Source organism: Bradyrhizobium nitroreducens (assembly GCF_002776695.1).
Taxonomy (GTDB): domain Bacteria; phylum Pseudomonadota; class Alphaproteobacteria; order Rhizobiales; family Xanthobacteraceae; genus Bradyrhizobium; species Bradyrhizobium nitroreducens.
This window is the reverse complement of record NZ_LFJC01000003.1, coordinates 4,443,387-4,465,334: the sequence shown is the minus strand read 5'-3', so window position 1 is coordinate 4,465,334 and position 21,948 is coordinate 4,443,387. Positions and strand designations below refer to the sequence as shown.

At 66.5% G+C, this 21,948-nt stretch carries 19 protein-coding genes; 9 read left to right on the top strand and 10 right to left on the bottom strand.

The features are described from left to right. Window positions 1–5: 5 nt before the first annotated feature. Window positions 6–467: an Lrp/AsnC ligand binding domain-containing protein gene (locus TSA1_RS21495; RefSeq protein ID WP_018317238.1), complete on the bottom strand. Its 462-nt coding sequence runs from the start codon at window positions 465–467 to the stop codon at window positions 6–8. 114 nt (window positions 468–581) lie between these two features. On the opposite strand from TSA1_RS21495, the gene putA reads away from it, so the two are divergent. The 3 genes from putA (at window position 582) to TSA1_RS21480 (ending at window position 5,715) form a co-directional block, all read left to right on the top strand. Beyond that, complete coding sequence (putA, locus tag TSA1_RS21490) at window positions 582–3,593, top strand: bifunctional proline dehydrogenase/L-glutamate gamma-semialdehyde dehydrogenase PutA (RefSeq protein ID WP_100178075.1); 3,012 nt, start codon at window positions 582–584, stop codon at window positions 3,591–3,593. 115 nt (window positions 3,594–3,708) lie between these two features. Then, complete coding sequence (locus tag TSA1_RS21485) at window positions 3,709–4,914, top strand: CaiB/BaiF CoA transferase family protein (protein ID WP_100178074.1); 1,206 nt, start codon at window positions 3,709–3,711, stop codon at window positions 4,912–4,914. 153 nt (window positions 4,915–5,067) lie between these two features. Further along, entirely contained in the window at window positions 5,068–5,715 is a 648-nt protein-coding gene (locus tag TSA1_RS21480; RefSeq protein WP_100178073.1) for a glutathione S-transferase family protein, read from the top strand. 165 nt (window positions 5,716–5,880) lie between these two features. Here TSA1_RS21480 and TSA1_RS39795 read toward each other — a convergent pair whose 3' ends face one another. The 6 genes from TSA1_RS39795 to TSA1_RS21450 all read right to left on the bottom strand — a co-directional run bounded on the left by TSA1_RS39795 (window position 5,881) and on the right by TSA1_RS21450 (window position 11,282). Continuing rightward, the gene (locus tag TSA1_RS39795) at window positions 5,881–6,045 is read right to left on the bottom strand and encodes a hypothetical protein (protein ID WP_174719005.1); all 165 of its coding nucleotides are present in this window, start codon (window positions 6,043–6,045) and stop codon (window positions 5,881–5,883) included. Window positions 6,046–6,071: 26 nt separating this feature from the next. Then, a complete protein-coding gene (locus TSA1_RS21475; RefSeq protein ID WP_100178072.1) occupies window positions 6,072–7,592 on the bottom strand; it encodes a hypothetical protein in 1,521 nt (506 codons plus the stop codon). A gap of 92 nt (window positions 7,593–7,684) precedes the next feature. Beyond that, entirely contained in the window at window positions 7,685–8,677 is a 993-nt protein-coding gene (locus tag TSA1_RS21470; RefSeq protein ID WP_174719324.1) for a hypothetical protein, read from the bottom strand. A 455-nt stretch (window positions 8,678–9,132) separates the two neighbouring features. Further along, window positions 9,133–9,630 carry a TPM domain-containing protein gene (locus tag TSA1_RS21465; RefSeq protein ID WP_100178070.1) on the bottom strand — a complete coding sequence of 166 codons (498 nt, stop codon included), beginning with the start codon at window positions 9,628–9,630 and terminating at the stop codon, window positions 9,133–9,135. 5 nt (window positions 9,631–9,635) lie between these two features. After that, window positions 9,636–10,535: a TPM domain-containing protein gene (locus tag TSA1_RS21460; protein WP_174719004.1), complete on the bottom strand. Its 900-nt coding sequence runs from the start codon at window positions 10,533–10,535 to the stop codon at window positions 9,636–9,638. A 138-nt stretch (window positions 10,536–10,673) separates the two neighbouring features. Next, complete coding sequence (locus tag TSA1_RS21450) at window positions 10,674–11,282, bottom strand: LemA family protein (RefSeq protein WP_100178068.1); 609 nt, start codon at window positions 11,280–11,282, stop codon at window positions 10,674–10,676. 177 nt (window positions 11,283–11,459) lie between these two features. On the opposite strand from TSA1_RS21450, the gene TSA1_RS21445 reads away from it, so the two are divergent. The 3 genes from TSA1_RS21445 to TSA1_RS21435 are packed head-to-tail and all read left to right on the top strand — an operon-like array spanning window position 11,460 to window position 14,670. Further along, on the top strand, window positions 11,460–12,314 hold the full coding sequence (locus TSA1_RS21445) for an enoyl-CoA hydratase (protein ID WP_100178067.1): 855 nt from the start codon (window positions 11,460–11,462) through the stop codon (window positions 12,312–12,314). Window positions 12,315–12,318: 4 nt separating this feature from the next. Further along, a complete protein-coding gene (locus TSA1_RS21440) occupies window positions 12,319–13,458 on the top strand; it encodes an acyl-CoA dehydrogenase family protein (protein WP_100178066.1) in 1,140 nt (379 codons plus the stop codon). A gap of 15 nt (window positions 13,459–13,473) precedes the next feature. Further along, a complete protein-coding gene (locus TSA1_RS21435) occupies window positions 13,474–14,670 on the top strand; it encodes an acyl-CoA dehydrogenase family protein (RefSeq protein ID WP_100178065.1) in 1,197 nt (398 codons plus the stop codon). 141 nt (window positions 14,671–14,811) lie between these two features. Here the strand turns inward: TSA1_RS21435 and TSA1_RS21430 are convergent, their stop codons facing one another. Then, window positions 14,812–17,133, bottom strand: a complete 2,322-nt coding sequence (locus TSA1_RS21430; protein ID WP_100178064.1) for a xanthine dehydrogenase family protein molybdopterin-binding subunit — start codon at window positions 17,131–17,133, stop codon at window positions 14,812–14,814. 200 nt (window positions 17,134–17,333) lie between these two features. Beyond that, entirely contained in the window at window positions 17,334–18,212 is an 879-nt protein-coding gene (locus tag TSA1_RS21425; RefSeq protein ID WP_100178063.1) for a dihydrodipicolinate synthase family protein, read from the bottom strand. Window positions 18,213–18,402: 190 nt separating this feature from the next. On the opposite strand from TSA1_RS21425, the gene TSA1_RS21420 reads away from it, so the two are divergent. Next, complete coding sequence (locus tag TSA1_RS21420) at window positions 18,403–19,539, top strand: GGDEF domain-containing protein (RefSeq protein ID WP_100178062.1); 1,137 nt, start codon at window positions 18,403–18,405, stop codon at window positions 19,537–19,539. 14 nt (window positions 19,540–19,553) lie between these two features. On the opposite strand, the gene TSA1_RS21415 is transcribed toward TSA1_RS21420, so the two are convergent. Continuing rightward, window positions 19,554–20,519, bottom strand: a complete 966-nt coding sequence (locus TSA1_RS21415) for a VOC family protein (RefSeq protein ID WP_100178061.1) — start codon at window positions 20,517–20,519, stop codon at window positions 19,554–19,556. Between the two features lie 182 nt (window positions 20,520–20,701). Here TSA1_RS21415 and TSA1_RS21410 point away from each other — a divergent pair, with 182 nt between their 5' ends. Both TSA1_RS21410 and TSA1_RS21405 read left to right on the top strand, forming a co-directional pair. Then, complete coding sequence (locus TSA1_RS21410) at window positions 20,702–21,568, top strand: S1C family serine protease (RefSeq protein ID WP_100178060.1); 867 nt, start codon at window positions 20,702–20,704, stop codon at window positions 21,566–21,568. After that, window positions 21,565–21,936, top strand: a complete 372-nt coding sequence (locus tag TSA1_RS21405) for a response regulator transcription factor (protein ID WP_100178059.1) — start codon at window positions 21,565–21,567, stop codon at window positions 21,934–21,936. The genes TSA1_RS21410 and TSA1_RS21405 overlap by 4 nt, the downstream gene beginning before the upstream one ends. Window positions 21,937–21,948: the final 12 nt, after the last annotated feature.

Genomic DNA, 21,948 nt, shown 5'->3' with positions numbered 1-21,948 from the left:
TGTCGTCAGCCCACCGGCAACGGTGCGTCGCGCTTGATCTCTTCCATCACCGCATAGGTCCGCGTCTCGCGCACGCCCGGCATCGACAGCAGGGTCTCGCCGAGAAAGCGTCGATACGCCGCCATGTCCGCCAGCCGCGCCTTCACAAGATAGTCGAAGCCGCCGGCAACCATGTGACACTCCAGAACTTCAGGCGCGAGCTTCACCGCGCGCGCGAACCGTTCGAAATTGTCGGGCGTGGTCTTGTCGAGCAGCACCTCGACGAACACGAGCAGGCCGAGGCCAAGCCGGTGCGGGTTGAGCCGCGCGCCATAGCCTTCGACGAAGCCCTCGCGCTGCAGGCGCTTCAGCCGCTCCCCGATCGAAGTCGGCGACAGCCCGATGCGCTCGGCGAGCTCGACATTGGCGATTCGCCCATCCTCCTGCAAAATCGAGAGGATCTTCCGGTCGATTCGATCCAATTCCATAGTTTATCTGGCCAATCCGCCCTTCATCCTCATTTTGTAAGGCATACGGTCTAATTTGTCCATCGAACTACGGTCAAACGGGCCTTATCCTGGATTTCAGCCACAGGACATGCCATGCCGAACATCCCGCCACCCTTCACCGCGCCCTACGCTCCTGACGATGCCGAGATCGCCGCCCGCCTGTTGCCGGCCTCGCATCTGGCCACGCCGCAGGAGGCGCGGATCGACCGCACCGCGACGCGGCTGATCGAGGCGATCCGCAAGCGCGACGACCGGCTCGCAGGCAATCTTGGTGGCGTCGAGGACATGCTGCGGGAGTTCGCACTCTCGACCAAGGAGGGCCTCGCGCTGATGGTGCTGGCGGAAGCACTGCTGCGCGTGCCAGATGCGCGCACCGCCGACCAGTTCATCGAGGACAAGCTCGGCGAGGGCGACTTCATCCACCACGAGACCAAGTCCACCGCCTTCCTGGTCAACGCCTCGGCCTGGGCGCTCGGTCTCTCCGCGCGGGTGATTCAGCCCGGCGAGACGCCCGACGGTACCATCGGCCGCCTCGTGAAGCGGCTCGGCGCGCCGGCGGTGCGCACCGCGACTCGCCAGGCGATGCGGCTGATGGGCAATCACTTTGTCCTCGGCGAGACCATCGAGCAGGCGCTGGAGCGGGGTAAGCCGCGCTCCGGCCAGAAGTCGCGCTATTCCTTCGACATGCTCGGCGAAGGCGCGCGTACGGCGGCCGATGCCAAGCGCTATTTCGATGCCTATGCCAGCGCGATCGAGACCATCGGCAAGGCGGCTGGCGCGCACCCCCTGCCCGACCGGCCCGGCATCTCCGTCAAGCTCTCGGCGCTGCATCCCCGCTTCGAGGCGATCAGCCGCGACCGCGTGATGTCCGAGCTGGTGCCGCTATTGCTGGACCTCGCCCAGCACGCCAAGGCGCATGACCTGAACTTCACCGTCGATGCCGAGGAAGCCGACCGGCTGGAGCTGTCGCTCGACGTGATCGCGGCGACGCTCGCCGATCCCTCGCTTGCCGGCTGGGACGGATTTGGCCTTGCGATCCAGGCCTATCAGAAGCGCGCGAGCGCGGTGATCGACTATGTCGATGCACTGGCCCGTGCGCACGGCCGCAAGCTGATGGTGCGCCTCGTCAAGGGCGCCTATTGGGACACCGAGATCAAGCGCGCGCAGGAGCGCGGGCTCGACGGCTATCCCGTGTTCACACGCAAGGCGATGACGGATCTGAACTACGTCGCCTGCGCGTCGAAGCTGCTGGCCTTGCGGCCGCGCATCTTCCCGCAATTCGCCACCCACAATGCGCTGACGGTCGCGACCGTGCTGGAGCTCGCAGCAGACGGCGGCGCCTTCGAGTTCCAGCGCCTGCACGGCATGGGCGAAGCGCTGTACGAGCAGCTCGCCAGGGACCACCCTGAGATCGCATACCGCACCTATGCGCCGGTCGGCAGTCATCGCGATCTGCTGGCCTATCTTGTGCGGCGACTGCTGGAGAACGGCGCCAATTCCTCGTTCGTGGCGCAGGCCGCCGATTATCGCGTGCCCGTTACGGCGCTGCTGCAGCGTCCGGCGGATGCGATCCTCCGGCCGCAAGCGGCGGCGCATCCCAAAATTCCGCTGCCGGGCGATCTGTTCGCGCCGGAGCGGCGCAATTCGCGCGGCGTCGAGTTCGGCGCACGCCTCGCGCTCGATCAGTTGCTGGCAGATGTGAAGGCCGAGGCCGCCGACCTCAAGCCCATTGCTGATGCCACACCGGATCAAACCAACGCGGCGGTTGTCGCGGCGCGTGCCGGCTTTGCGGCCTGGAGCCGGACGCCGGCGGGCACGCGCGCGGCGGCGTTGGAGCAGGCGGCGCATCTGCTGGAGAGCCGTGGCGCGCATTTCATCGCGTTGCTCCAACGCGAAGGCGGCAAGACGCTCGACGATGCGCTGTCGGAGCTGCGCGAGGCCGCCGACTTCTGCCGCTATTATGCCGCGCAGGGTCGCAAGCTGTTCGGCAGCGAGATGGCCATGCCCGGCCCGACCGGCGAGAGCAACGCGCTCGCCATGCGCGGCCGCGGCGTGTTCGTGGCGATCTCACCCTGGAATTTTCCGCTGGCGATTTTCCTGGGCCAGGTCACGGCGGCGCTGATGGCCGGCAACTGCGTGGTGGCGAAACCGGCCGAGCAGACGCCGCGCATCGCGCGCGAGGCCGTCGCCCTGCTGCACGAGGCCGGCATCCCCAAAAGCGCACTGCAGCTGGTCACCGGCGACGGGCGCATCGGGGCCGTGCTGACCGCGCATGCGGACATCGCGGGCGTCGTCTTCACCGGCTCGACCGAGGTGGCGCGCTCGATCAACCGGACGCTCGCCGCCAAGGACGGGCCGATCGTGCCGCTGATCGCGGAGACCGGCGGCATCAACGCCATGATCGCGGATGCCACCGCTCTGCCCGAGCAGGTCGCCGACGACGTCGTGACCTCCGCCTTCCGTTCCGCCGGCCAGCGCTGCTCGGCGCTGCGGCTGTTGTTCGTGCAGGAGGACGTCGCCGACCGCATGATCGAGATGATCGCGGGCGCCGCGCGCGAACTCAGGATCGGCGATCCCTTGGATGTCGCGACTCATGTCGGTCCTGTGATCGACATGGAGGCCAAGCAGCGGCTCGATGCGCATGTCGCGCGGATGAAGACCGAGGCGAAGCTGCATTTTGCAGGCCAGGCGCCGGAAGGCTGCTTCGTCGCGCCGCACATCTTCGAGCTCAAGGACGCCGGCCAGCTCACCGAGGAGGTCTTTGGCCCGATCCTGCACGTCGTGCGCTATCGTGCCGAAAACCTCGAGCGCGTGCTGCAGGCGATCGAGCGCACCGGCTATGGGCTCACCCTCGGCATTCATTCGCGCATCGACGACACGATCGAAGCCATCATCGACCGCGCCCGGATCGGCAACGTCTACGTCAACCGCAACATGATCGGCGCCGTGGTCGGCGTGCAGCCGTTCGGCGGCAACGGCCTGTCCGGAACCGGCCCCAAGGCCGGCGGCCCGCATTACCTGGCGCGCTTTGCCACCGAGCAGACCGTGACGATCAATACGGCCGCAGCCGGCGGCAACGCGGCGTTGCTTGCGGGTGAGGAGTGAGGCCCTGCGCCGGGCGCCGTTGCATCCCGCGGAGACATCGGTCTAATGCTGCCATGATGAGCCCGCGCCAATTCCAGCGCGCGGGAAACGACAAGAGCGAGGGAGCAACGCCGCGATGGAAAAAGGCATCTTTTCCGGCCTGAAAGTTCTGGACTGCGCGAGCTTCATCGCAGCGCCCGCGGCCGCGACCGTGCTGTCGGATTTCGGCGCCGACGTCATCAAGATCGAGCCGCCCGGCGCCGGCGACCCCTATCGCAACCTGCCGAATCTGCCGGGCTACCCCACCGGCGAGCACAATTTCGCCTGGCTGCTCGAGGCCCGCAACAAGAAGAGCATCGCGCTCGACCTCGCCAAGGCAGAGGCCCAGGCGGTGCTCTACAAGCTGGTCGAGGAAGCCGACGTCTTCATCACCAACATGCCGCCGCCGGTGCGCGCCAAGCTCGGCATCACCTATGACCATCTCGCCCATCTCAACGACCGGCTGATCTACGCGTCCTTCACCGGCTATGGCGAGAAGGGCGAGGAGGCCAACAAGCCCGGCTTCGACAGCAACGCCTATTGGGCGCGCTCCGGCCTGATGGACCTGGTCCGCGCCGACACCGATACGACCCCAGCCCGCTCGGTCGCCGGCATGGGCGATCATCCCTGCGCCATGGCGTTCTACGGCGCCATCGTCACCGCGCTGTATCAGCGCGAGAAAACCGGCAAGGGCTCGCACGTCGCCTCCAACCTGATGGCGAACGGCGTATGGGCCGCAAGCGTGCTGGCGCAGGCCAAGCTCTGCGGCGCCAAGTTCGGCGAGCGGCGCCCGCGCGAGCGCGCGCTGAACGCGGTCGCCAACCACTACCAGTGCAAGGACGGCCGCTGGCTGATCCTGTCGCTGCTGAGCGAGGAGAAGCAGTTTCCGGCGCTGGCCAAATGCCTGGGCCGCGAGGACTTGATCAACGATCCGCGCTTCGCCACCAAGGCGGACCGTCACGCCCGCTCGGTGGAATTGATCAAGATCTTTGACGAGACCTTCGCCACCAGGGATCTTGCCGAATGGCGCAAGATCCTCGACGGCAACGGCCTCGTGTTCGGCGTCGTCGCCATTCTCGACGACATCCCCAACGACAAGCAGATGCTCGACAACGAGGTGCTGGTGCCGTTCGAGAACGACACCATGCTCACCATCTCCAGCCCGATCTGGATCGACGGCGCCAAGAAAGTGCAGCCGCGCAAGCCGCCTGCAGTGGGCGAGCACAGTGACGAGATTTTGCGCGGGGCGGGATACGACGAGGCCGCGATCAGGCAGCTGCGGGGGTCGGGAGCGGTGGGGTAGGAGCGCGCCGCATATCGTCGTCCCGGGGCGCGCGAAGCGCGAGCCCGGGATGACGGCGGAGATGCATTTCTGGATTGCTTCGCTGCGCTCGCAATGACGATACGGAACGATGTAGCTTCTGTCACAACGTCCTGCATTGTCTCACGAGGCCCCATGCCCCTCTACCGCCTGCACTACTTCCCCGAATCCGGCAACAGCTACAAGCTGGCGCTGATGCTGACGCTGTGCGGCGAGACGTTCGAGCCGGTGTGGACCGATTTCGCCGGCGGCGTCACGCGCACGGCGGAATGGCGCAAGGCCGTCAACGAGATGGGCGAAATCCCGGTGCTCGAAGTCGACGGCGTGAAGATGACGCAAACCGCGCCGCTCTTGCTCAAGCTTGCCGAGCAGTACGGCCGCTTCGGCGCCGAGACCGAGGACGAGAAGTTCGAGCTGCTGCGCTGGCTGTTCTGGGACAACCACAAGCTCACCGGCTACATGGCGACCTACCGCTTCATGCGCGCCTTCACCGAGAAGAACGACCCGCAGGTGCTGAAGCACTTTCGCCGCCGGCTCGAGGATTTCCTCGGCATTCTCGACGGGCATCTCCAGCACAATGAATTCGCGATCGGAGCGAAGCCGACGGTCGCCGATATCTCGATGATGGCCTATCTGCACTATCCCAGCGACGAGCACGGTTTCGATTTCGGAACGAGCTACCCCGCCGTCCACGGCTGGCTCGGCCGCATGGCCGCGCTGCCCGGCTGGAAGCCGGCCTATGAATTGCTGCCGGGCAAGCGGATGACCAACTACGCGAAGTGAGGATTCTTTCCCCTCTCCCCGCTTGCGGGGACAGGGTTAGGGTGAAAGGGAGTCTCCGCGAGGACGGTGAGAGTTGGGCTCGCGGAGCCCCCTCACCCGCCACGCTTCGCGTGTCGGCCTCTCCCCGCACGCGGGGAGAGGCGAAAAGAAAGCTCGCATCGCGGCTTACCGCAGCGACAGCCAGCCGAGCGTGAATAGGATCCCGCCGACGATGACGGCCACCGCCACCGCCCAGATGCTGACGCGGGTGCTGCCAATGACCTGCTTGGCTTCTTCATTGCGCGCGATCTCGCGATTGCGCGCCTTGTTGGCTTCGCTGGTGTCCGTCATGAATCATCCAAATCGCTTTTGCGGGCTCAACGCGTCTTGATGAAGCACATGCCGATGCGGCGCGAGGCCGCGGCGGCCTGACAGGTGAGACCGTTAGCACAGCTCCATGACGTAAAACTCGCATCTCGCGTTCCAGGTCCCGCGTCCTGCAGGAAACAATGCGCGCCCCAGCCGTCCTGATACTCGCTGCCGGCGAGCTCGCGGCTGCCGCGGGTCTGTGGCCGGCTGGCAAATCCGCGTGAGAAATCAGGGCGTTTGCCTGCGGCAAACGCGGTGAGGATGTCGCGGCGGCGGGGCTGGTCGCCGAGGAAGTGCGGCGACGCCGGCACGATGGTGGAATTGGACGGCTTGTCGGCCAGCCAGTCGACGCCGGGGAAATGGAAGCCGCCAATGCCGCGGGTCTGGTGGCAGCCGGCGCAGGTGACGTCGTTGAGACGGCGCTGGAAGCCGGCCACCGAGCGGATGTTCTGCATGTCGCCGCGTGCGGCCGCCCGCTTCAACGCACCGACCACGTCGTTGTCGGTGAAGACCGGCTCGCCTTTGCCCTCCCCCTCCGCCTGCATCATGCCGAATTCCGGCTGCAGCGCCGAAGCATCGAGGCCGGCCGGCGTCGGCACCACTGCACTTCTGGCCAGGAATTTCTCAGGGATCAGCACGGTGCCGCGATCGAACGCGCGAAGATGCTCGGGTTCGAGCAGCCAATCCTTGAACTCGCGCCGAAGCGCGTCATCCGCCATGATCCGGTCGCGGTCGATCTGGTTCTCCAGCACCGCTTCCGCGAACGTCTTCGTAGCCGCGTCGTACTTGAACACCTTGAGCAAATAGTCGGAGCGAAAATCGTGCAGCGCCGATTTCGCTGCGACCGATATCTGGATGTTGGTCTCGATGCGATCGAGCATCGCGTCGTCACGACCGCCGATCAGCTCCTGCCAGTTGCCGTTGTCGAGCCAGCGGCGCGCAATCTCGGCGCAGGTGATCGGCTTGCCGTTGGCGTCTGCCTGGCGCGCATCGCGCGCCTTCATCACCAGATTGAACGTCATCGGCAGGCGTGTCGCGGTCTTGCCGCCGTCGAAACGCGCCAGACGATAGATCAGCCGGATCTCGCCACAGGACTCCTCGCCGACATAGGCGCGGTCCATGCGGTTGACGATGCCGGCCAGCACGAAGCGCGTGTCGGGGGAATTCAGATTGGCCCGATCGAACAGCTGCACGTCAAAGCCTTCGCCGACGCCGATGGTCTCGGTCGGCCAGGCTGCCTTCTGCCGCGCAATGTAGCGGTCGAACTCCGCGTCGATCGCCGGCGGAATATCCTTGAGCTGGGGCAGCGATGCGAACAGCCGGTCGGTGGTCAGCGCACCACCCGCCTTGCGCTCCGGCGACACCAGGCGCGAGATCGTGAGAGCGTCGCCCTCGTCGAGCCTGCGCAAGAGATCGGGATCGATGATGGCGGTGCCACGCGTCAGCGGCGCGGTCTCCGCAGCCGATAGCGCGGCGGTGCCGCCAAACAGGACGGTGGCGGCAAGGAGAATTCGCAACGCACGGCTCATGCCTGAGGTAACACCGCGGTGGCCGGCCTATTCAAGCAGAAAGGCGCTTCACATGGTGGTGAAGCGCCTCTCGAAATTCGTATCTGGGCCGCTCAGCGCGAGACGATCAGCCCCTTGCTGGTGACGACGACCCAGCGGCCATCCTGGCGGCGGATCGCGTCGACACGGCCGACGCCGGGGATGGGATCGCCGGGATAGACCTCGTAGAGGCCGTCTCGGCCCTCGATCAGCGCACCGCCATTGGCGGCATTGCGCAGCCGCCAGCCTTCGATCGTCGGCATACGGCCGACCTCGGTCTTGGGGGCGGCGGCCACTGGGGCCGGTGCCGCGGCAGCGGTCGCAACCTGCTGGGCAGGCGCAATCGAGCCGGTGGTCTCCTTTGCCGGCGCTGCCGCGGCGGCCTGCGCGGGAGCGGCGGGCGGCGCGGCGCGGAGCTTGTCGACGGTCTCGGACAGCTTTGCGATCCTGGCCATCGGCTCGGCCTGCGCCTTCTCGAGCTTGTCGAGACGATCATTGGCCCGGTTGAACTGATTGATGCCGGTCTTCGAGCTGTGCTCGACATTGGCCTTGAGCGCGACGAGGTCGGCATCGATCCGGGCAACCGAAGCATCGAGCGCGCTGGTGTCGGCGACCTGCATCGGCGCCTGGGCAGGGGCTGCGAAGCGCATCATGCCGGCCGTTGCAAGCGCGCCGCTGATCGCGCCGACGCTCGCCGCGATCGCCACCACCGCGGCCATCGCCGACAGGCGGCGCTTGCCGGTCTCGCGCGGCTCTTCCGCCTTCACATGCGGGGAAAAATCCTCGCGGTCCCAAGAGCGGTCCGAGGGCGCCATGACGATCAGCTTGCCGGGCTTCGGCTCGGGCTTGGTTTCGGCTTTGGCTTCGAGCTTCGGCACCTCGATCCGGGATGCTTCGATTTTTGGCGGCTCGACCTTGATCGGGTCAGGCTTGACCGGATCAGGTTTGGGCGGCGCCTCATGGTCCGGCGCAATCGAGGGAGCCTCGATCCCAGCGGCCTCGACGGCCTGCGGCGCGGTCGCAGCAGCTTCGACGACGCCGGTGTCCTGGGCAGCCTGCTCGGGCATTGGTTCGCTCACGGCTCAAATACTCCAGTCTGGGTTGACCTTTTGGTAACTTTCATTGCTTGCGAAATCCTTACCTGAGGACCCGCTTACCGAAATTTTAGGAAGTCATCAGGGGCTGAATTGAGCCGGGAAGATGGAACCGGTGTGGCGGGCGTGAAACAATTTGTAACCGGGGCAAGATGAACGGCGGCGGAATGCCTGACACACGGCGCGCCCCTCAACCCGTCATGCTGAGGTGCGAGCGGCGCGGTGCGTAGCAGCACGCCGGGAGCCTCGAAGCATGAACGGCCGAGTTGCTCCAGCCGGGCCGTCGCCCTTCGAGGGCCGCTGAAGAAGCGGCCACCTCAGGGTGACGGTGAGAGAGTTAGGCTCGCTGATCCAACAGCGTCATTGCGCGCGACGAAACAATCCAGAGTCCCTCCTCGCAATGACGGAGGGCGCGAAGCGCGCTCCGTTCACATCACGACCGGCGCATCCGGCAGCTCGTTCGGATGCGATGCGGCCGGCGGAAAATGGCGCGCCAGTTCGCCCGACACCGCTTCGATGCCGTCGATCACGCCGCGCTCGAACTGGCCGGACCTGAACTCCGTCTCCATCGCGCGGCAGATGCGCTCCCAGCCCCCGGCACCGACCTTGGCGTGAATGCCGCGATCGGCGACGATCTCGACGTCGCGGTCGGCGAGCAGCAGATAGATCAGGACGCCGTTATTGTGCGCGGTATCCCAGATGCGCAGTTGCGCGAACACGTCGAGCGCGCGCTCGCGGGCCGGCTGGTTGCGGAACAGCGGCGCGCCGTCGAGCGCGCCTTCGACGACGAAGCGGACCTGGCCCGAATGAATGGCCTCGCCGCGCTTGATCGCCTGCTCGATGCGGGCGAGCACGGCGGGCGTAAAAATCTGCTTCGCCCGCCAATGATGCTGCACGAGATGTCTGGCAATGCGCTTGATGCTCATGACCGCTACCAGCTCCCCGAGGCGCCGCCGCCGCCAAAACTGCCGCCACCGCCGCTGAAGCTGCCGCTGTCACTGCTGCTCGACGATCCGCTGCTCCAGCCGCCCGAGGAAGAGCCGCTCGACCAGGAGCCGCCGCGCGAGCGGCCGGTACCCGGCGTGATCGCCGAAAACAGATCGGCGACGAATCCGATGACGAAGCCGAGACCACCCAGCGCGAGGGCAAGTCCGAACGATCCGAGGATGAACCAGGTCAGCGTCGCAATGATGCCCCCGGTCACCAGCGATCCGAGCAGCCGTCCCAGCATGGCTCGGAACGCGCCGCCGATGCCGACCGAGACGAACAGCGTGACGATGAAGAGCGGTGCGAGATCGTCGAGACTGCCGAAGTTCACGGTTGGAGAGGGAACCGGCAGCGGCTCGCCGTCGATCACCTTGATGATACGATCGACGCCGTCCGAGATGCCGCCGGCGAAATCGCCGCTCCTGAATTTCGGCGTGATGATTTCGTCGATGATCCGCCGCGAGGTGACGTCGGTGAGCGCGCCTTCGAGGCCGTAGCCGACCTCGATGCGCAAATGCCGGTCGCTCTTGGCGACGACGAGGATCGCGCCGTCGTCGATCTTCCTGCGGCCGATCTTCCAGGCCTCCGCGACACGGATCGAGAATTGCTCGATCGTCTCCGGCTGCGTGGTCGGCACGATCAGCACGGCGATCTGGCTGCCCTTGCGCGTCTCGAAGTCCCGCAGCTTCTGCGACAGCGACGCAATGTCGCTGCTGGAGAGCGTGCCGGTCTGATCGACGACGCGGCCGGTGAGCTGGGGCACGGCGACGTCGGCGGAGGCGGGGAAGGCAAAGGCGAGGAGGAGCGTTGCAACGATGACCGCGCACCACACACTCGGTGTCATTGCCCGGCTTGACCGGGCGATCCAGTATTCCAGAGACGCCAGCGGGATACGGAGAAGCCGCGGCGTACTGGATTCCCCGCGTTCGCGGGGAATGACAGTCGTGGGTGGGGCGAAGCACATTCGCGAAATGACGTGCACTTACTTCGACGGCGCTGGCGCCGGATTGAAATCGACCTTCGGCGCGGTCGAGATCTCCTTCTCGTTCGCCACCGAGAAGTTCGGCTTCTCCTTGTAGCCGAACACCATCGCGGTGAGGTTGCTCGGGAACGAGCGGATGGTGACGTTGTAGTCCTGCACCGACTTGATGTAGCGGTTGCGCGCTACCGTGATGCGGTTCTCGGTGCCCTCGAGCTGCGACATCAGATCCTTGAACAGGGCGTCCGACTTGAGCTGCGGATAGTTTTCGGTCACCACCAGCAGCCGCGACAGCGCGCTGGAGAGCTCGCCCTGGGCGGCCTGGAACTTCTGGAAGGCGGCCGGATCGTTCAACACCTCGGGCGTCGCCTGGATGCTGCCGACCTTGGCGCGGGCATTGGTGACGCCGAGCAGCACGTCCTTCTCCTGCTGGGCAAAGCCCTTCACCGAATTGACGAGATTGGGCACGAGGTCGGCGCGGCGCTGATACTGGTTCACGACCTCGGACCAGTTCGCCTTGATCTGCTCGTCCTCGCTCTGGATCGCGTTGTAGCCGCAATTGGTGAGGCTCAGCGAGGCCAGCGCCGCCAGCACGGTCAGGATCTTGCGCATTAAATTTCTCCCGGTGGAATCCGGCACAAACTACCAGATCGGACCCGCAAGACGCCAGACGTCTTGCATCGCTCTCAAGGCGCGAAAAGCAGCCGACTGACGCAAGCCTCTTGCCTATCCCTGACCGACATAGTCAACTTGGCGAAACAATAAGACGGAATGCCAGGGGGAAACGCGATGACCTCGTTCGAGACCATCCTCGTGGAACGGCCCGAGCCCGCGATCACCCGGATCGTGATGAACCGGCCCGAGGCGCGGAACGCGCAGAACCTGCAGATGACCTACGACCTCAACGCTGCCTTCGATGCGGCGGTGCAGGACGATGCGGTCAAGGTGATCATCCTCGCCGGCAACGGCCCGCATTTCTCCTCCGGCCATGACCTGCGTCCCGGCGGCAAGAACGCCGCCGGCGTCGACTTTCCGCCGATCGGACATTGGGGCGGTTTCGCCGAACCGAATGCCCATGGCCGCTTCGCGCGCGAGCAGGAAATTTATCTCCAGATCACGCGGCGCTGGCGCAATCTCGCCAAGCCGACGATCGCCGAAATCCACGGCAAGTGCATCGCCGGCGGGCTGATGCTGGCCTGGGCCTGCGACCTCATCGTCGCCAGCGACGACGCGCAATTCTGCGACCCCGTCGTCACCATGGGCGTCTGCGGCGTCGAATGGTTCGTGCATCCCTGGGAGCTCGGCCCGCGCAAGGCTAAGGAGTTCCTGTTCACCGCCGACAACTGGAGCGCCGAGCAGGCGCACCGGCTCGGCATGGTCAATCAGGTCGTGCCGCGCGCGGAACTATCATCGCGCGTGCTGGAGCTGGCGCGACGAATCGCGGCAAAGCCGTCCTTCGCGCTGAAGATGACCAAGGAGGCGGTGAACCGCTCGGTCGACGTGATGGGCCAGCCCGCCGCGATCGACCAGGCCTTTGCGCTGCATCAGCTCTGTCACGCCCATAATCTTCAGGAGTTCGGCATGATCGTCGATCCATCCGGCCTGCATCCCTCCGTGCGCAAGCCGCCGGCGGCCGCGGAGTAGAACCATGGACCTCAATCTCAGTGACGAGCAGAAGCTGCTGCGCGAGAGCGCGGAGCGTTTCGTGGCCGGCAGCTACGATGCCGATCACCGCCGCAAGATGGCGAACGATCCGCTGGGCTTCAGCCCTGCGGTGTGGAAGCAGTTCGCCGAGCTCGGCTGGCTGGCGCTGCCTATCCCTGAGGAGTTCGACGGGCTCGGCGGCGGCGCGATCGACATCGGCATCCTGATGGAAGCCTTCGGCCGCGGACTGGTGTCCGAGCCCTATGTCGCGACCGTGGTGCTGGGAGCCGGGCTGATCGCCAGATGCGGCACGACCGAGCAGAAGCAGGCAAGCCTGCCCAAAGTAGCGGACGGGTCCCTGAAGCTCGCCTTCGCGCATTCCGAGCGCGCAGCGCGGTTCGATCTCGCCAAGGTCGCGACGTCAGCGACCAAAACCGCGCAAGGCTGGCGTCTTTCCGGCAGCAAAATTGCGGTGCTCGACGGCCACGCTGCTGACGAGATCATCGTCTCCGCGCTCATCCACGACCATCACGGTCCATCAGGGCGGATCGGTCTGTTCGTTCTGCCAGCGACGGCGGACGGCCTTGCGATGTCGGACTACGCGCGCCTCGGCGGCGGACGCGCCTGCAACCTCGAGCTGGCCGACGTGCATCTGCCCGAAGACGCGCTGCTCGGCGACGGCCATGACGCGCTGCCCGCGATCGAATGGGCCGTCGACCGCACCATGGCCGCATTAGGCGCGGAAGCCGTCGGCATCATGCAGACGCTGCTGGAGACCACGCTCGACTACACCAAGATCCGAAAGCAGTTCGGCCGGCCGCTCTCCGCCAACCAGGTGATCCGCCACCGCCTCGCCGACATGGCGATGCAGGTCGATGAGGCGCGCTCGATGGCGCTGCGGGCGGCGCTCAAGGTGGACAGCCCGCCGACCGAGCGGGCCCGGGCCGCGTCGGGCGCGAAAGCCAAGATCGGCAAATGCGCCCGCTTCGTCGGCGAGCAGTCGATCCAGCTCCATGGCGGCATGGGCGTCACCGAGGAGCTGGAGGTCGGCGCCTATTTCAAGCGCCTCGTCGCCTTCGACACGCTGTTCGGCGGCAGCGCGCATCACTATGCCCGCCACGCCGAGCTTGGCCGCAGAGCCTGACACCGGGAGAGCCTCATGGACCTGTCATTCAATGCCGAGGAGCGTGCCTTCCAGAGTGAGGTGCGCAGCTTCATCGCCCGGAATCTCACCGAGGAGATGAAGCGCGCGACTGCGCTGACGCCATCGGTGTTCTCCGACCCTGATATCGGCATGGCCTGGCAGCGCGCGCTGCACGCCAACGGCTGGGGCGCGCCGGGCTGGCCGGTCGAATACGGCGGCCCGGCCTGGACGCCGGCGCAGCGCTGGATCTTCGAGACCGAATGCGCGCGGGCCGGCGTGCCCAATGTCAACGTGATGGGCGTGAAGATGGTCGGGCCCGTCATCATCGGCTTCGGCTCGCCGGAGCAGAAGAACTTCTACCTGCCGCGAATCCTCTCCGGCGAGGACTATTGGTGCCAGGGCTATTCCGAGCCGGGCTCCGGCTCCGATCTCTCCTCGCTGAAGACGCGCGCGGTGCGCGACGGCGACGACTACATCATCAACGGCACCAAGATCTGGACCACGCATGCCCACCACGCCAACCGCATGTTCGCGCTGGTGCGCACCAACGACGGGCCGCGGCAGCAGGACGGCATCAGCTTCATCCTGATCGACATGAAGACGCCGGGTATCACGACGCGCCCGATCCTCACCATCGGCGGCGACCACGAGGTCAACCAGGTGTTCTTCGACGACGTCCGCGTACCCGTCGCCAACCGCGTCGGTGAGGAGGGCAAGGGCTGGACCTACGGCAAATATCTGCTCGAGTTCGAGCGCGGCTCGGGGATTGCGTCAGCCAAGCTGCGCGAGGGGCTGAAGGCGATTGCGGATCTTGCCGAGTCCGACCTGACGGGCCGCGCCATCGACAGCCCTGACATCGCCGCGCGCATCTCCGAGGTCGAGGTCGACATCGACGCGCTGGAGATGACCGAGCTGCGCGTGCTCTCTGCGCTGCAGACCGGACAGAACCCCGGCGCGGTGTCGTCGATCCTGAAGCTGCGCAACAGCGAAATCCGCCAGGCCGTGACGCGCTTAGGCGTCGACGTGATCGGCCACGACGCGCTCGCCGTCGAGCCGATGCGCCCGCTCTACAAGCTCAACCACGAGCCGGCGACGCCTGAGGAGATGCTGACGGTGGTGCCGGAATATCTCAACGGCCGCGCCTACACCATCTTCGGCGGCACCTCGGAGATCCAGCGCGATATCATCGCGAAGATGATGCTGGGGATTTGACTCCGGTAGCCCGCACTCCGCTGTCGTCCCGGACAAGCGTAAGCGCAGATCCGGGACCCATACTCCGCAGCAATGATTTTGGGGCGCGCTGGTCCGGGACGACAGCGGAGTTTGTCGTCCCAGCCAGCGCAACAATGAGCGTTAACCCGCCTTCGCGTCCCTGATCGCCTGCCAGATCTTCTGCGGCGTCAGCGGCGTGTTGAGCTGGGTGATGCCGAGCTCGGCGAGTGCGTCCATCACGCCGTTGGTGACGCAGGGCGGACCGCCGATCGCGCCGGATTCGCCGCAGCCTTTTGCGCCGAGCGGATTGGTGCGGCAGGGCGCGGAATCATCCAGCGTCACCACGATCGGCGGCACGTCGTCGGCGCGGGGGATGCAATAGTCCTGGTAGCTCGCGGTCAGCAGCTGGCCGTCGGCGTCGTAGGACACGCCCTCATACAGCGCCTGGCCGATGCCCTGCGCGACGCCGCCATGGATCTGGCCGGTGACCAGCATCGGGTTCACGGCGACGCCGACGTCGTCGACCGTGGTGTAGCGCACGACCTTGGAAACGCCGGTCTCCGGATCGATCTCGACCTCGCAGATATGGGTGCCGTTCGGCCAGCTCGGACCGTCCACCTCGCCTTCGGAATCGACGCTGAGCTTGGCGCCGCCTTCCTTCTCGGCGAGATCGAACAGGCTGATGCGGCGGTCGGTGCCGACCACGGTGAGCATGCCGCCCTGATACTCGATGTCCTCGACCGAAGTCTCCAGCACGTTGGCCGCCTTCTCGCGCGCCTTCTGGATCAGGTCGTTGGAGGAGACCGCGACCGCCGTGCCGCCGACGAACAGCGAGCGCGAGCCCACGCTGCCGAAGCCCATGGCGAGATCGGTGTCGCCCTGGACGACGTCGATCTTGTCCATGGGGATGCCCAGCGTGTCGGAGATCATCTGGGTATACGTCGTCTGCAGCCCCTGCCCCATCGCCATGGTGCCGGAATGCAGCACGACGCGGCCTTGCGAGGTCGCGTGCAGGCTGACCTTCTCGGTGTGGGCGCGGCCGCCGGTCCATTCGATGTAGGAGGTGAGACCCCGGCCGTAGAGCAGGCCCTTCTTCTTCGCGGCCTTCTTGCGCGCGGCAAAGCCGTCCCAGTCGGCGAGCTTCACGGCGCGGTCGAGCATGTGCGCGAAGGCGCCGGAATCGTAGACCTGCCCGGCGGCGTTGGTGTAGGGCAGCTGCGCCGGCTTGATGTAATTGGCTTTGCGGATGGCGCGCGGATCCATGCCGATTTTTCGGGCAGCAGCGTCAAACAGACGCTCGACGATGAACACCGCCTCCGGGCGACCCGCGCCGCGATAGGCGCCGACCGGCGCGGTGTGGGTCATCACCGACTTCACCTCGAAATGCACCAGCGGCAGATCGTAGACGCCGGTCTGCACGAACGGCCCGAGCACCAGCGGAATGATGTTCGCCGCGCCCGAAGAATAGGCGCCGGTGCAGCCGATCGACTTGACGCGATAGGCCAGCACCTTGCCCTTCTCGTCGAGCGCGAAGGAGGCGGTCGAGGTCAAGTCGCGGCCATGGGTACCGCCGACGAACTCGTCGGTGCGGTCGCCGCGCCAGCGGATCTTCTTGCTCAGCTTGGTCGCGGCATAGGCGACGATGCCGTCCTCGGGATAGAGGTTGGTCTTCTGGCCGAAGCCGCCGCCGATGTCGCCGACCAGCACGCGGACGCTGTCCTTGGGGCGCTTCAGCACGGCCTCCGCCAGCACGTCACGGGTCGAGGCCGGCGTCTGCGACTGCACGTGCAGCAGCAGACGTCCGGTCTTCTTGTCGATCTCGGCGATGGTCGAACGCGGCTCCATCGCGGAAGGAACGAGCCGCTGGCTGACGAGATCGAGCTCGACGGTGTGCGCGGCCTTGGCAAAGGCTTCGTCCACCTTGGCAGCGTCGCCATAAGCCATCGCGCCGACGATGTTGTCGGGCGCCTCCGGCCACACCACGGGCGCGCCGGGCTTCACGGCCTCGACCGGATCGACCACCGCGGGCTGCACGTCGTATTCGACAACGATTGCCTCGGCCGCGCTCTGCGCCTCCACGCGCGAGGCAGCCACGACAGCCGCCACGGCCTCGCCAGCATAGCGCACGACCTCATGGGCAAGCAGCCGTCGCGGCGGCACGGTCATCGGCTTGCCGTCGGGGCGCTTGAAGATGCTCAGCGTCGGGATGCTGCCGATGTCGTCCTTGACGAGGTCGGCCCCGGTGTAGATCGCGACGACACCAGGCATCGCAGCCGCGGCGCTGGTGTCGATCGAGCTGATCCTGGCATGCGCATGCGGCGAGCGCAGCACGTGCAACCACAGCGCGCCGTCGGCCGGCTTGTCGTCGATGAATTGCCCCTTCCCGGTCAGCAGCCGCTGGTCTTCCAAACGCTTGACGGGCTGCCCCGCTCCGAAACGCAAATTGCCGGGAAGAATGTTCATTCCGTGGGATCCTCAGGGTCTTTTCGAAACTGCGGGCAGCCTTTTAGCGGATCGACCGGAGGCATGCCAGCTGCGGTTTTGGGCGGGATATGCACGGATTCGTCATGCCATATTGAGGCCGTCATTCCGGGGCGTCCGAAGGACGAACCCGGAATCTCGAGATTCCGGGTTCGATGCTGCGCATCGCCCCGGAATGACGGCTACCGAGAGAGCTCCCTTAGCGCCGCTTCCACGACCTTGCGCGCATCGGCCGTCAGCGAGGCCTGCGGCGGGATGGGGTCGCCGACATCGTAGCCCTGGATCGACAGCCCCGCCTTGATGCAGGCGGCGAGGTTGAAGCGGGCGAAGGCTTCGTTGATGCGCCACAGCCTGCGCTGCAGCGCCATGGCCTCGTCCCAGCGGCCGGCCTTGCAGAGGTCGTAGAGCGCGACGCTCTGGCGCGGGATGATGCAGGCCGGGCCCGCCATCCAGCCGAGGCCGCCGATCAGCATCACCGCGGCCGGGATGTGGGCGGAGGCGGAGAATACGCGCAAGGAATCCCCGCAGCGATTCATGATCGAGAGCAGACGGCCGGTATTGGTCGAGGCGTCCTTGATGTAGCCGATGCGCGGATGCTCGGCGAGGCGCGCGATGACGTCGAGGGTGAGATCGGAGCGCTGGAATTGCGGGTTGGTGTAGATGACGACGGGAATGTCGACGGCATCCGCAATGGCGCGGAAGTAGGATTCGACCTGCGCGTCGGCGAGCGGAAAATACGCTTCAAGGATCGCCAGGATGCCGTTGGCACCGAGCGTCTGATACGCCCTCGCCTGTGCCACCGCATCCGCCGTCGAGGTCGAGGCGACGCCCGCGATCACGGGCACGCGGCCACTTGCGGCCTCGATCGTGGTCTGTACGACAGCTGCCCGTTGCGCAGCATTGAGATAGGCGAATTCGCCGGTCGAGCCGAGCGGCGTCAGCCCATGCACGCCGGCTCCGATCAGATCGTCGCAGAGTTTGCCGAGGATTTTGGTGCGCACGGTGCCGTCGGCATCGACGGGTGACACCAGATAGGGAAACACACCGTGAAATTCGGCCATGTCGGAGTCCAATGAGGAAGGCCGGGAGCACACCGACAAGCCGGCGTCGCCCACCCGGCATTGCTGCTAACACGCAACAAAATTGCCAGCAAGCGCGTGCATTGACCACTTCTTAAGGACGTTGCACGCCGGCCATCATGTCACGCCCCTCTCCTACCCAATCTTAGGGAGTGGCGGCGATGGTGCCGGCATGCCTCTCACATTGCTGTCCAGGTATCTGCATCCCGATCCGCGCATCCGGCGCGAGCTCGTCGATCTCCTGTACACGTCGCTGCCGCAGGTTTCCGCCATCGGCGTCACCTCGGTGACGGGTGCCGTGGCGCTCGCCGTCATGAGCGGCGATATCGGCTATGTCGTGATCTCGGTCCTCATCTTCATCACGGCCGCGGCCCGCATCTATTCCCTGTTCCGCTACCGGTCGCGCGCGGCGCAATTCTCCGATGCTGACGTGATCCGCTGGGAGCGGCTCTACGGGGCCGGCGCATCCGCCTTTGGGCTTGCGCTCGGCATGCTCTCCTATCGCGCGCTCGAGATCGACGACGATCCTGGCGCCTGGATCGCGTTCGGGCTCTCGATGTCGTTCTGCGTCGGCATGGTTTCGCGCGCGGCGATCCGTCCGTGGATCATCCTCAACACGGCCGCCGTGCTGCTGATGCCGACCATCGTCGGCGGCCTGCTGCGGCCGGAATTCGCCTACAAGATCGGCGCGATCATGCTGGTGTTCTTCTGGCTGACCCTGCGCGAGGCCTCTAGGCATCTCAGCGCCGCCTTCGTGGAACGCCTCGAAGCCAAGCACCGGCTGGCGCGGCAGGCCACCCACGACTTCCTCACGGGACTGCCGAATCGCGCCGCGTTCTTCCAGGCGCTGGCGGAGACACAGGACGACTTCGCCATCGTCGCAATCGATCTCGACGGCTTCAAGCCGGTCAACGACCGTCACGGCCATCAAGCCGGCGACGACCTGCTGCGTCAGGTCGCGGAGCGGCTGTCGTTCTGCGTCGGCAGCGCCGGCATCGCCGCACGCTTCGGCGGCGACGAGTTCCTGATGCTCAAGCCGGTTGCGGCAGGTGACGACGGCCGCGAGGAAGCGCTCGCGCTGGCGCGTCGGGCCATTCGCGATCTCTCGATGCCGTTCCTGCTGGCGGACATTCCGGTCCGCATCGCGGCGAGCGCCGGCATTCTCGTCAGCACCGGCCCGGTAACCGCAGCCAAGGCCTCGCAGCTGCTGGATCGCGTCGACCGCGCCCTCTACGTCGCAAAGCGCAGTGGAGGCGGACGCTGGACCTGGTCGGACCAGGACGTCGTCGTCGAACGTGCTGCAGGCTGAAACAGGCCGCTCGTTCAGGCTTTGAGCAGCCGCACCCGCGTCCCCCAGGGATCGATCGCCTCCAGCCCATCCGCCAGCGCCGAGACTTTCGCGCCGCCCTTGCGCAGGCGCTGCTCCTGGGCGGCGAGAATGTCCGGCTTCTCCGTCACCAGCGAGAACCAGGCAAGGCCGGTCGTCTGATCGTCGCGCAGGCCCGCGCCCTCGCTCTGCCAGACGTTCATGCCGAGGTGATGGTGATAGCGGCCCGACGACAGGAACGCCGCGCCGTTACGGCTGCGGGTGGGATCGAGACCGATCGCGCCATGATAGAAATTTCCGGCCTGCGCGAGATCGCCGACCCGCAGATGCATGTGGCCGATGCGCAGGCCCTCCGGCGCCCTGGCATAATCGGGCACGCGCGTATTGGTCAGCGACAGCAGGTCGGGGATGTCGAGCTCGTCGGTCGCCATCTTCACGCTGCCCTCGCTCCATTGCCATTGCGCGGGATCGCGGTCGGCATAGACCTCGATGCCGTTGCCTTCGGGGTCATCGAGATAGACGGACTCGCTGACGAGGTGATCGGCAAAGCCCGACAGCTTGACGCGATGCGAGGCGGCGTGAACCAGCCAGCGCGCCAGATCCTTGCGGGTCGGCATCAGGAAGGCGGTGTGGTAGAGACCGGCGGCGCTGCGCGGCTCGATGGCCGCATCGGGCCGCGCCTCCAGCACCAGCAGCGTGACGCCTGACGTGCCGAGCTTCGCCGCGATGCCCGAGCGTTCCATCACGGTGAGCCCGATCACGTCGCGGTAATAGTCGACGACCCTGTCGAGGTTCTTCACCCGCAGCGTCACCATGCCGATCCGCATCGGGGTACGGCTGGCATAGGTCGGCCCGCTACCCTGCGGCGCACCCTCGGCCCGCGCCGCAGCTGCGGCCGCCATCGCGAGCGAGGTGGCGCCGGCGAGCTGGAGCAGGGTGCGGCGGGTGAGGTCGATGGTCATGAGAACTCGCAATTCTTGGGGCCATGGGGTGGAATTTCGGAACTGCTACACGTTCCCGTGAGGCGCTCCCAATCACATGTTCGTCGGCCGTGGTCTGAACGAGCGGCCTTGTCCTGGCCACCCGGCCAGTTTCGCAATCGCCCGCGACATCCCAGATTGGGGACGATCTACAGGAGCTTGCCATGACCGACCTTACCGCCCTGTCCTCACTCTCGTCCGCCCTCGCGGACCTCGCGGCGCGCGCCGCGCCCTCCGTCGTCTCCGTGCACTCGCACCGCTCCCGCGCGACCGGCTTTGCCTGGAAAAGCGGCCTGATCGTCACCGCCGACGAGGCGCTGGCCGACGAGGGCGAAGTCGAGATCGGCCTCGCCGACGGCAGCAGGGTCGCCGCCACGATCGTGGGCCGCGACCACACCACCGATATCGCGCTGCTGCGCGCCGACGTCGCGACGGCTCCGGTCAAGCTCGCCGCAACCATCCCGCCGCTGGGTGCATTGTCGATCGTGGTCGCCACCAACCGCGAGACGCCGAGCGCGGCGCTGGGAATGGTGTCGGCCTCCGGCAATGGCTGGCGCTCCTTGCGCGGCGGCGAGATCGATGCGCGGATCGAGCTCGACGTGCGCCTGCGTCCCGCCCAGCAGGGCGGCCTCGCGCTCGATGCATCGGGGCAAGCGTTCGGCATGGCCGTGCTCGGCCCGCGGCGCGTGCTGGTGATCCCGACGGCGACGATCGAGCGCGTCACAGCCCAGCTCGAGACGCGCGGCCGCATCGCGCGCGGCTATCTCGGCCTCGGGCTGCAGCCGGTTCGGCTCGACGACGGCATCGGCGCGATGGTGATGAACGTCGACAAGGCCGGCCCCTCGGCCGCGGCCGGCATCCGCCAGGGCGACGTGATCGTCGCGGTCAACGACCAGAAGCTCTCCGGCGTACGCGCGCTGTCGCGAACGCTGGGTCCGACAAGCGTCGGCGCGGTGGTCGATGTCGCGGCGCGACGCGGCGGCGAGCCCGTCAGCTTCAAGGTCACGGTCGGCGAGAGGCCGGAGGCGTGAGCGAGGACAAGACGCACGAGATCGTGCTGGCTCTGGAGATCGACGATCCCGCCCTCGCCGATCGCCTGGCGATGCTGCTCGGCGGTGTCGCCGGGCTTCGCCTGGCCGCGCCCGGCGAGCAGGCTTCGGCGGTGATCGTTGGCCGAGACCCGCGTGTCATGCCCGACGACATCGCGCTGACGCAGCGCGAACTCGACGTGCTGGCGCTGATGGCCGAGGGTGCCTCCAACAAGATGATCGCGCGCCGCCTCGGCATCTCCGTGCACACCGTCAAATTCCATGTCGGCTCGCTGCTCGACAAGCTCGATGCCACCGGCCGCACCGATGCGGTGGCGCATGCGGCGCGGCGCGGCGTGATCGAGCTGTAGGATCAGCGCGCG

Excerpts from the sequence above, each read along its gene's own strand:
- TSA1_RS21430 (WP_100178064.1), bottom strand. The coding sequence starts at position 17,133 with ATGAACATTCTTCCCGGCAATTTGCGTTTCGGAGCGGGGCAGCCCGTC.
- TSA1_RS21495 (WP_018317238.1), bottom strand. The coding sequence starts at position 467 with ATGGAATTGGATCGAATCGACCGGAAGATCCTCTCGATTTTGCAGGAG.
- TSA1_RS21445 (WP_100178067.1), top strand. The coding sequence starts at position 11,460 with ATGACCTCGTTCGAGACCATCCTCGTGGAACGGCCCGAGCCCGCGATC.
- TSA1_RS21450 (WP_100178068.1), bottom strand. The coding sequence starts at position 11,282 with ATGCGCAAGATCCTGACCGTGCTGGCGGCGCTGGCCTCGCTGAGCCTC.
- TSA1_RS39795 (WP_174719005.1), bottom strand. The coding sequence starts at position 6,045 with ATGACGGACACCAGCGAAGCCAACAAGGCGCGCAATCGCGAGATCGCG.
- TSA1_RS21475 (WP_100178072.1), bottom strand. The coding sequence starts at position 7,592 with ATGAGCCGTGCGTTGCGAATTCTCCTTGCCGCCACCGTCCTGTTTGGC.
- TSA1_RS21435 (WP_100178065.1), top strand. The coding sequence starts at position 13,474 with ATGGACCTGTCATTCAATGCCGAGGAGCGTGCCTTCCAGAGTGAGGTG.
- TSA1_RS21480 (WP_100178073.1), top strand. The coding sequence starts at position 5,068 with ATGCCCCTCTACCGCCTGCACTACTTCCCCGAATCCGGCAACAGCTAC.
- TSA1_RS21415 (WP_100178061.1), bottom strand. The coding sequence starts at position 20,519 with ATGACCATCGACCTCACCCGCCGCACCCTGCTCCAGCTCGCCGGCGCC.
- TSA1_RS21465 (WP_100178070.1), bottom strand. The coding sequence starts at position 9,630 with ATGAGCATCAAGCGCATTGCCAGACATCTCGTGCAGCATCATTGGCGG.
- putA (WP_100178075.1), top strand. The coding sequence starts at position 582 with ATGCCGAACATCCCGCCACCCTTCACCGCGCCCTACGCTCCTGACGAT.
- TSA1_RS21440 (WP_100178066.1), top strand. The coding sequence starts at position 12,319 with ATGGACCTCAATCTCAGTGACGAGCAGAAGCTGCTGCGCGAGAGCGCG.
- TSA1_RS21485 (WP_100178074.1), top strand. The coding sequence starts at position 3,709 with ATGGAAAAAGGCATCTTTTCCGGCCTGAAAGTTCTGGACTGCGCGAGC.
- TSA1_RS21420 (WP_100178062.1), top strand. The coding sequence starts at position 18,403 with ATGCCTCTCACATTGCTGTCCAGGTATCTGCATCCCGATCCGCGCATC.
- TSA1_RS21470 (WP_174719324.1), bottom strand. The coding sequence starts at position 8,677 with ATGCCCGAGCAGGCTGCCCAGGACACCGGCGTCGTCGAAGCTGCTGCG.
- TSA1_RS21410 (WP_100178060.1), top strand. The coding sequence starts at position 20,702 with ATGACCGACCTTACCGCCCTGTCCTCACTCTCGTCCGCCCTCGCGGAC.
- TSA1_RS21425 (WP_100178063.1), bottom strand. The coding sequence starts at position 18,212 with ATGGCCGAATTTCACGGTGTGTTTCCCTATCTGGTGTCACCCGTCGAT.
- TSA1_RS21460 (WP_174719004.1), bottom strand. The coding sequence starts at position 10,535 with ATGACACCGAGTGTGTGGTGCGCGGTCATCGTTGCAACGCTCCTCCTC.